General features: G+C 42.6%; 10 protein-coding genes, 1 other RNA gene and 1 pseudogene. 6 read left to right on the top strand and 6 right to left on the bottom strand.

Translation table 11 applies throughout. The features are described from left to right. Positions 1 to 200: 200 nt before the first annotated feature. Positions 201 to 1193 (bottom strand): IS30 family transposase, encoded by a 993-nt coding sequence (locus K6984_RS29820; RefSeq protein ID WP_221894956.1) that lies wholly within the window; start codon positions 1191 to 1193, stop codon positions 201 to 203. 369 nt (positions 1194 to 1562) lie between these two features. On the opposite strand from K6984_RS29820, the gene K6984_RS29815 reads away from it, so the two are divergent. The 3 genes from K6984_RS29815 (at position 1563) to ssrS (ending at position 2269) form a co-directional block, all read left to right on the top strand. Beyond that, entirely contained in the window at positions 1563 to 1784 is a 222-nt protein-coding gene (locus K6984_RS29815; protein ID WP_221898595.1) for a TIGR02449 family protein, read from the top strand. After that, positions 1781 to 2080, top strand: a complete 300-nt coding sequence (locus K6984_RS29810; protein ID WP_221898594.1) for a cell division protein ZapA — start codon at positions 1781 to 1783, stop codon at positions 2078 to 2080. Before K6984_RS29815 ends, K6984_RS29810 begins: the two co-directional genes overlap by 4 nt. A gap of 11 nt (positions 2081 to 2091) precedes the next feature. Beyond that, a non-coding RNA gene (gene ssrS / locus K6984_RS29805) (6S RNA) lies at positions 2092 to 2269 on the top strand. Positions 2270 to 2340: 71 nt separating this feature from the next. Here the strand turns inward: ssrS and K6984_RS29800 are convergent. Both K6984_RS29800 and K6984_RS29795 read right to left on the bottom strand, forming a co-directional pair. Further along, positions 2341 to 3288: pseudogene (locus tag K6984_RS29800) on the bottom strand (IS3 family transposase); the annotation flags it as partial. Then, positions 3243 to 3419, bottom strand: a complete 177-nt coding sequence (locus K6984_RS29795; protein ID WP_221898592.1) for a hypothetical protein — start codon at positions 3417 to 3419, stop codon at positions 3243 to 3245. The pseudogene K6984_RS29800 and the gene K6984_RS29795, both read right to left, overlap by 46 nt. Positions 3420 to 3431: 12 nt before the next feature. On the opposite strand from K6984_RS29795, the gene K6984_RS29790 reads away from it, so the two are divergent. Then, positions 3432 to 3632, top strand: coding sequence for a hypothetical protein (locus tag K6984_RS29790; RefSeq protein ID WP_221898591.1), 201 nt, complete (start codon positions 3432 to 3434; stop codon positions 3630 to 3632). A gap of 8 nt (positions 3633 to 3640) precedes the next feature. On the opposite strand, the gene K6984_RS35860 is transcribed toward K6984_RS29790, so the two are convergent. The 3 genes from K6984_RS35860 to K6984_RS35520 are packed head-to-tail and all read right to left on the bottom strand — an operon-like array spanning position 3641 to position 4276. Then, the gene (locus tag K6984_RS35860; RefSeq protein WP_338024581.1) at positions 3641 to 3958 is read right to left on the bottom strand and encodes a transposase; all 318 of its coding nucleotides are present in this window, start codon (positions 3956 to 3958) and stop codon (positions 3641 to 3643) included. A 24-nt stretch (positions 3959 to 3982) separates the two neighbouring features. Further along, positions 3983 to 4120 (bottom strand): hypothetical protein, encoded by a 138-nt coding sequence (locus K6984_RS29780; protein WP_221898589.1) that lies wholly within the window; start codon positions 4118 to 4120, stop codon positions 3983 to 3985. Between the two features lie 27 nt (positions 4121 to 4147). After that, entirely contained in the window at positions 4148 to 4276 is a 129-nt protein-coding gene (locus K6984_RS35520; protein WP_263458600.1) for a hypothetical protein, read from the bottom strand. A 479-nt stretch (positions 4277 to 4755) separates the two neighbouring features. On the opposite strand from K6984_RS35520, the gene K6984_RS29775 reads away from it, so the two are divergent. Both K6984_RS29775 and K6984_RS29770 read left to right on the top strand, forming a co-directional pair. After that, positions 4756 to 5190, top strand: coding sequence for a hypothetical protein (locus tag K6984_RS29775; protein WP_221898588.1), 435 nt, complete (start codon positions 4756 to 4758; stop codon positions 5188 to 5190). A gap of 215 nt (positions 5191 to 5405) precedes the next feature. Beyond that, positions 5406 to 6704 (top strand): transposase, encoded by a 1299-nt coding sequence (locus K6984_RS29770; RefSeq protein ID WP_221895624.1) that lies wholly within the window; start codon positions 5406 to 5408, stop codon positions 6702 to 6704. Positions 6705 to 6891 lie beyond the last annotated feature (187 nt).

The raw sequence follows: 6891 nt of genomic DNA, 5'->3' as shown, positions 1-6891 counted from the left end.
GACAGCTCTCAAGCTAAACTTAGCTTGAGAGCTGTCGCCATATTTTTTTTTAGTCGGTCTACAATTGACTTTGAAAAAGTGAGGGATACCCTTTTTGACTGTTTCCGTTAGTGTTGGGACGAAAATTATAAGCCAGTTTCCCCTCTGTCGTTTTTGTTTGTTCGTAAATTAATTTTCTGAAAGTCTATAGTTGCCTGAATTCAAGTCATAAGTACATAACCCAATAAATTTTTCATATCTATCCCAGTCAGCTCTTCAAATACCTCATAAGGTGTTTTGTAATTGAGACACTTTTTAGGGCGACTATTTAGCTTATCAACGGCTATAAAAACCTCTTTTATCGTAACATCAATCAACTCCATTACTTTAGGGAAATACTGTCTTAATAAGCCATTAGCGTTCTCATTTTGCCCTCTTTCCCAAGAGCTGTAGGGAGTCGCAAAATACGTATCACAGCCTAGTGCTTCTGCTATTTTTTCATGCAGGGTAAACTCTTTCCCGTTATCAAAAGTAATTGTTTTAACAAAGCTTTTTATAGGATCAAGCATTAAAATAGTTGCGTCTAATACATATTGAGCCTTTTTCCCCGCTAAAGGGAAGGCCAACCGTAATTTAGAGACTCGCTCATCCAACGTTACAATCGCCCCTTTGTGATTTTTCCCAATGATTGTATCTGCCTCCCAATCACCTATACGCTTACGGTTGTTGACCTCTTCAGGACGCTCATCTATATCGACTCTATTAGGGATTCCTGTCCTATTATGGGCTGACCCATACCGCTTGCGATAGGTTTTGTTCTGATGCCGAAGATGCTTGTATAGTTCACCCCCTGCCTTTTTGTCCGCCAGAATATGCTGGTAGATTGTTTCATGATGAAGACTAATTATACCTTCTTGTTTTAACCGCCCTGCAATCTGCTCAGGACTCCAGTCATCCTCAATGCGAACATTAACAATGCCTTTTATTTCATCCGTTAATTTAACCTCTTTAGGCTTGTTTTTGTGTCGTTCTTGGGCAAAATCTTCTGCTTGTTTATGCCTGTAGCCTCTTTGACCTGTATTGCGTTTAATCTCGCGTGAAATATTGCTTTGGCTTCGTTCTAAGGCTTCTGCTATTTTATTCTGTGAAGTTCCCTTTTTTAATTCAATTTCTATATAATATCTTTCTTCAGGACATAGGTGTGTATAGCTCATTTGTAGCCTCTGTAAATTGTTTGGTAGCTGTTTACTTTACACCTATGTCTTGTCTTAATTCAACAGGTGTTAGTCTAGCCAATACTTGCAGAGGGTTATGCACTTATTATACGAATTCAGGTTGTAGCATAGTTTCAATTTTACCATAAATAATTATTGGGAAACTTCAGTAAAGTGTATAATCTGCTTGTCTAGAGATGCTTTAGAAGAATCAATATCATTAACAGCAGGCGATCAGCCTGGTACAGCGCCCACTAAATATAACTAATAAATTTTACCGTTAGCTTATTGTATTTATATAGGTTTCATTTTAGCGGGATTTAAGGGATGCTGTATTGGCGCGTCCGATTTCAAGATAATGGATCATTCATGAACACAAATAATCAATCATTTGATATTTACGAGCTGGAAAAGAAGCAGGAAGAGTTAATACAGCGTTATAATTCAGTGCAAAATGAAAATACCACGTTGAAAGTCAAGCAGGACGAGTTAGTTAAAGAAAAAGCCAAATTGCTTGAGAAAACCAATATGGCGCGTACCCGTGTAGAGGCGATGATCAGTCGCTTAAAAACTATGGAACATGGCACATGAGCATCCAGCAACACCCTGTATCAGTCAATATTTTAGGTAAAGAATATAAAATTATCTGCGCTGAAAGCGAGCAGGAAGATCTTATCGCTTCAGCGCAGCAATTAGACCATAAAATGCGTAAAATTCGGCTATCGGGAAAAGCTGCAGGTGCGGAACGGGTCGCGGTTCTTGCGGCGTTAAATCTTAGCGTCGAACTGCAACAATCCAAGCAGGGTAGCGTACCTGAAGATTCAAGTTTGAGCCAGCATTTAAATAAAATGTATCTAAAGATCGAATCTGCTCTAAAAACGGTTTAAAATAACCTATGTATCTCCTGCGGCATTCGACAGTGGAGTGGGTGTTTCTTGGACCTATATTTACCCAGGGAGTCGATTCTTGTACTGGTGCGCATGTCCGTTCGCGGAAAGCCTGAAATGCAGGATAGACACCCACTTGAACCTTTTGGTTCAAGAACGATGCTTCACATCGGTGCAGGTGGGAGATACATACTTACCCTCTCCCCACCCTTTTTAGCCTTACTACCGGTGTTTTTCAAGATAGTTTTCGCCTAAATTATTTAAGCCGCTTCATCAGTCCTGTCAGGATTTAATGAAACTGGCCCTGTAGCATCCCAGTTTCTGGTTGAGCCAGACCATCTGGAAGGTTTTTCTTTTTTCTTCTGGAGATATAATTTATCTCGCATTTCAAGAATATTTTTGTCTTTTCCTTCATGTCGTTCCGCAGGTGTGACGAATTTTATTTTGCTGTGCCGGTGCTCGTTGTTATACCATTCGACAAAGTTACCTACCCATTCCCGGGCTTCATCAAGACTATCAAAGCCACTGCCAGGCCAGTCAGGACAATACTTTACCGTTCTAAACAAAGCTTCAGAATAAGGGTTGTCATTACTCACTCGTGGGCGGCTGTATGAGCTGGTTAAGTTTAAATCATACATTTTGCTGCGCAAGGTGAGTGATTTCATTGGTGCGCCATTATCAGAATGGAGCACCAATGGGTTATACATCATTTTTTCCTTTAATAGGCTACGCTCAAGTAGTGTAGCGGCATCTTCGCCACTTTCTTGTTCATACACTTCAGCCCCGACTATTTTTCGGCTATAAATGTCCTCTATCATATATAAATAGTAGAACTGACCCACGATGGGTGTTGGCATGTAGCTGATATCCCACGTCCATACCTGGTTCGCTTTTTCTGCGATATAACTCGTTGGTTTGGAGGTGTTTTTGCGCTCTTTAGCCCGCCCTCTATGTGTGACTTGTTCTGCTTTATGCAACACTCGATAAAATGATGATTCGGAGGCAATGTAGATGCCTTTGTCTGCCAGGATAGGGACGATTTGACTCGGTGGTAAATTGGCATACTCGTCCTCATTACAGGTCATTAAAATAGCAAGTTGCTCATATTCGCTTAATTTATTATTAGGAGATGGGCATATGGCATCCGACCTTCTATCGGCCTCTACTCCTCCGTTAACTTGCCAGTTTTGTAAGGTACGAATGCTGACGCTGTCAGCCCCGGACGGGCTGATAGTCTCCAGAAGGCGCAGGGAAATTTGCCAATCCGAAGTGCGCGATAGCGCGCGAGGGAGGCCAAAATTTTATCCCGAATAGCCGTAGAGCCATTTGTGGTAGCCATGACTGAGCTGCTTTGTGCTCAGTCTGTGGCGGACGCAGGGCGGCTGGAGCATCTCCTATTCGCTGCGTAGGTGAACGAATTACGGCGACAGGAGTCCCGGAATTTCGTGAGGTAGCATGGCGCGCCTGTACCAACAATATCACAGGCTTTTCCCTTTCTGGCACCTTGTCCAATGGCCTCATTGATCCATGTGACATAATTTACGCGCTCTGAGTGAGGAATTAAGCGTCCTCGTTTTCCTCCCAGAGCGCATCCAGCTTTTTTCTAAGCACCAATAAGGCCGCTGTTTCTGCAAGTGCTTTCTCTTTGCGATTAAGCTCTTTCTTTAATTTTTTGTTTTCACTACGTAATTGTTTTAATACGTTTCTATCTGTTTTTTCTTGCGTCACGTTTTGCTCTGATCCTTTAATAAAATGGGTCTTCCAGGACTCAAGTTCAGCTTTATAAAGCCCACGTGTACGACAATATTCATTACACTCTAATGCTCGCTCAGGGTACTTGTTTCTATAATGGCTGATAATTTTTTCTCGGTTGTCCACTGTATAGGAGAATGGCTTGTGTTTTTAGTGTTTTTGCACTCGCTGAAAATCAGGGAAACGGAGCCTAAGCGAAGTGATGATTTTTAGTCCGCGATAGCCGTAGGGCCGTTGTTTTGTCGGAGTCTGAGCGTTAGCGAAGGTGGAGACAAAATAAAAGGCCATCCGACACGGCGTCAAGTCATTTGGAGCCTATGTTCCGACCCCTTGTTGGGTCGGGACGAGGTGACGAGGACGAATCGGGGCCGCCGGAGGCATAAGTGGTCGCGTTAAGTTTTTGCCGCTTGCTTGGGCTGGGATGCCCAAAACAAGCTTTCGCAAAAATAGCGACTCCCCGATCTTATCAACATAAGTTTGCTTCCACGTATACAGCGTTCCGTAAGGAATATTTTCGGCCTTAGCTAATTCAGGTACGCTCATATTTAAGGGGGGAAGCATTTTGTTAATGATGGCATCTTTTCTTTCTTTTGGGTATTGAGTTGTCATGGTTTTATTTTTCCGCCCCTTGTTTGAGTTATTATTTTTCAAATAAGGCGAAAACTATCCTGACACGGGGGGGCTACTTTCGCATCAAGACAAATGACACTGCTTGGTGCCTGCACCAATGCCATTTAGTTAGGGGCTTATTAATTTAAAATCTGAAGTTTCCCAATTATTGAGTAGCTAAAATACACAATGCTGGTGTATCGAGGTTTATTTTAGGTGGTTTTGCCATGTTTATACTCGATGTTCAAGTTTTTGATATTGAGAAGGTAAAACCAGGTATTCTGAGGTTGTTGTAATTTTATCGGTGTAAGCCCATGTTAATGAATGCCCCTGCCACCTTTATCCAAAGCTATATTGACGATTTAAATGATGCGCTCAATCAGCTAAAACCCGGAGCCGCTTTGACACGGATTCAAGCCGCTTGGTTGGGCACTTGTTTAACGGGCATACTGCTAATGAACTCTATTTGCTGGGCTAAGTTTGAGCGAGCAAGCCTTGGAGATTGCAAAGTAGCCGCATTATCCTGGGTGTTTCGTAAAGCAAGTATACCCTGGGACTGGTTGCTACGGGTGAGTGTGGTCTTAATTTTAAAACGTTATGGCATTACTGAAGGTGTGTTGGCCTTTGATGAATCAGACCGAGCACGATCTAAGTCTACAACAGGCGCGCCATGCTACCTCACGAAATTCCGGGACTCCTGTCGCCGTAATTCGTTCACCTACGCAGCGAATCATCAGTGTTCCCATTGAAAGAAGAAGTACCTAAACAAAGCAGCCTATAACCTACCTGAAGGTAGCACCACTCGAATATTTCCATCTTTTTGATTTTAATCACTTATAACAGCAAATAGACACTCTGTAGGCACCGTAAAAAAACAACAAATAATTTCAAATAAAGCTTGCAATTGCCGAAAAAATTTTTCTAAAAATTTCCGTTTTAATCACCTCATAAACGGATATCACCCATGCTTAAAGACCTACCACTCTCTGAACATATTCACCAACACTGCAATGAAAGTATGGAACGTGCCCTGTTAGCAGAGCGTCATCCTTTGTGGGCTCGTTCATGCCCAGAGTTGAAGGATATCGACTTTATTCGCCTTGGGTTATTACGCTGTATCAGTGTAGTCGATAGTGGTCGCCATTTCCTCCAAACCAATGAACAGATTTATGGCCAGCTGCTTCCCCACTCAACGTATTTTAAATCACTGAAGTCGCATAGACGAACAAGTATGCTTGAGGCATTTGAACAGCAGAGCTATCATCTTCACGCTGAAACACTGCTGTCGCAAGGCATTGATTATCTTAAAGCATTCCCGGAACTTGACGAATACACCATAGAAGCAGCGGATGGACATTTTATTGATCATGCCTGCCATACTGAAAAAAACAGCAAGGGGAAAGTTTATGCGGCTGGGGGGATTTACGCGTTGAATCTCAGAAGTGGGTTGCTCAGATTTCTTTGTCTGGTGACAAACGGAACTCAGAGGCATCAAGAAATACCTGTGTTACGAGATCATATTGAAAAGCAAAACAAGGGAAATAACAGCTCTCAGAAACATCTCTATGTCTACGATAAAGCCGTCACCGACTTTGTCTGGTGGGATCGGCAGAAACGACATGCTAATTACATGATTTCAATGCTAAAAGAAAATTCAATTGCGACTCTGGTTGAGTCTATCCCTTTTGACTCCCGCCATGAGATCAATACAGGGGTTGAAGCATACAGTGTGTACGAAAACAAGGGCATCAAATTTAACGTGGTGGATTACCGTGATCCAGAAACCGGAAAACTTCACCGGTTTGTGACAACCTTGCCAATGACTATTAACCCTGGAACCATTGCCATGCTGTATTTCAAGCGATGGACGATTGAAAAGACATTCAATAACACTAAAAGTAATTTCAAGGAAACTAAAGCTTGGTCTTCCAATACCCGCTCACTTGAAAATCAAATGCGCCTGACTGCAATGAGCTATAATTTAATGCGCGTGTTTGAAGAGAGTTCAAAAACACAACAGCCAGAATTGATTCATCCATCGGATAAAAAATATAGCGAGGCTCTGGAGATAAGGCAGCAACAGGCTCAAAAACGAGATCGTTTTGTGAATCCATTATTTTTCCAGGCAAGAATATCTCGTATCAGCTCGTATACCATTCGGGCAGTTCAAAACGCAATAATAACAGGAATGTCTTTACAGTGCTTTATGAGCTCTCTTGTGGCGAGGTTAGTCTCACGGCATCAATTGATAGGGGAACACTGATGCAGCGAATAGGAGATGCTCCAGCCGCCCTGCGTCCGCCACAGACTGAGCACAAAGCAGCTCAGTCATGGCTACCACAAATGGCTCTACGGCTATTCGGGATAAAATTTTAGCCTCCCTCGCGCGCTATCGCGCACTTCGGATTGGCAAATTTCCCTGCGCCTTCTGGAGACTATCAGCCCGTCCG

This window comes from Bathymodiolus japonicus methanotrophic gill symbiont (genome assembly GCF_019721995.1).
Lineage (GTDB): Bacteria > Pseudomonadota > Gammaproteobacteria > Methylococcales > Methylomonadaceae > Methyloprofundus.
The sequence above is the reverse complement of the archived record's forward strand: the minus strand, read 5'-3'. Positions and strand labels throughout refer to the sequence as shown.

What these genes read in the sequence shown, in the direction of transcription:
- K6984_RS29795 (WP_221898592.1), bottom strand. Translation starts at nt 3,419, where the DNA reads ATGGCTACCACAAATGGCTCTACGGCTATTCGGGATAAAATTTTGGCC.
- K6984_RS29810 (WP_221898594.1), top strand. Translation starts at nt 1,781, where the DNA reads ATGAGCATCCAGCAACACCCTGTATCAGTCAATATTTTAGGTAAAGAA.
- K6984_RS29820 (WP_221894956.1), bottom strand. Translation starts at nt 1,193, where the DNA reads ATGAGCTATACACACCTATGTCCTGAAGAAAGATATTATATAGAAATT.
- K6984_RS29775 (WP_221898588.1), top strand. Translation starts at nt 4,756, where the DNA reads ATGTTAATGAATGCCCCTGCCACCTTTATCCAAAGCTATATTGACGAT.
- K6984_RS29815 (WP_221898595.1), top strand. Translation starts at nt 1,563, where the DNA reads ATGAACACAAATAATCAATCATTTGATATTTACGAGCTGGAAAAGAAG.
- K6984_RS29770 (WP_221895624.1), top strand. Translation starts at nt 5,406, where the DNA reads ATGCTTAAAGACCTACCACTCTCTGAACATATTCACCAACACTGCAAT.
- K6984_RS29780 (WP_221898589.1), bottom strand. Translation starts at nt 4,120, where the DNA reads ATGGCCTTTTATTTTGTCTCCACCTTCGCTAACGCTCAGACTCCGACA.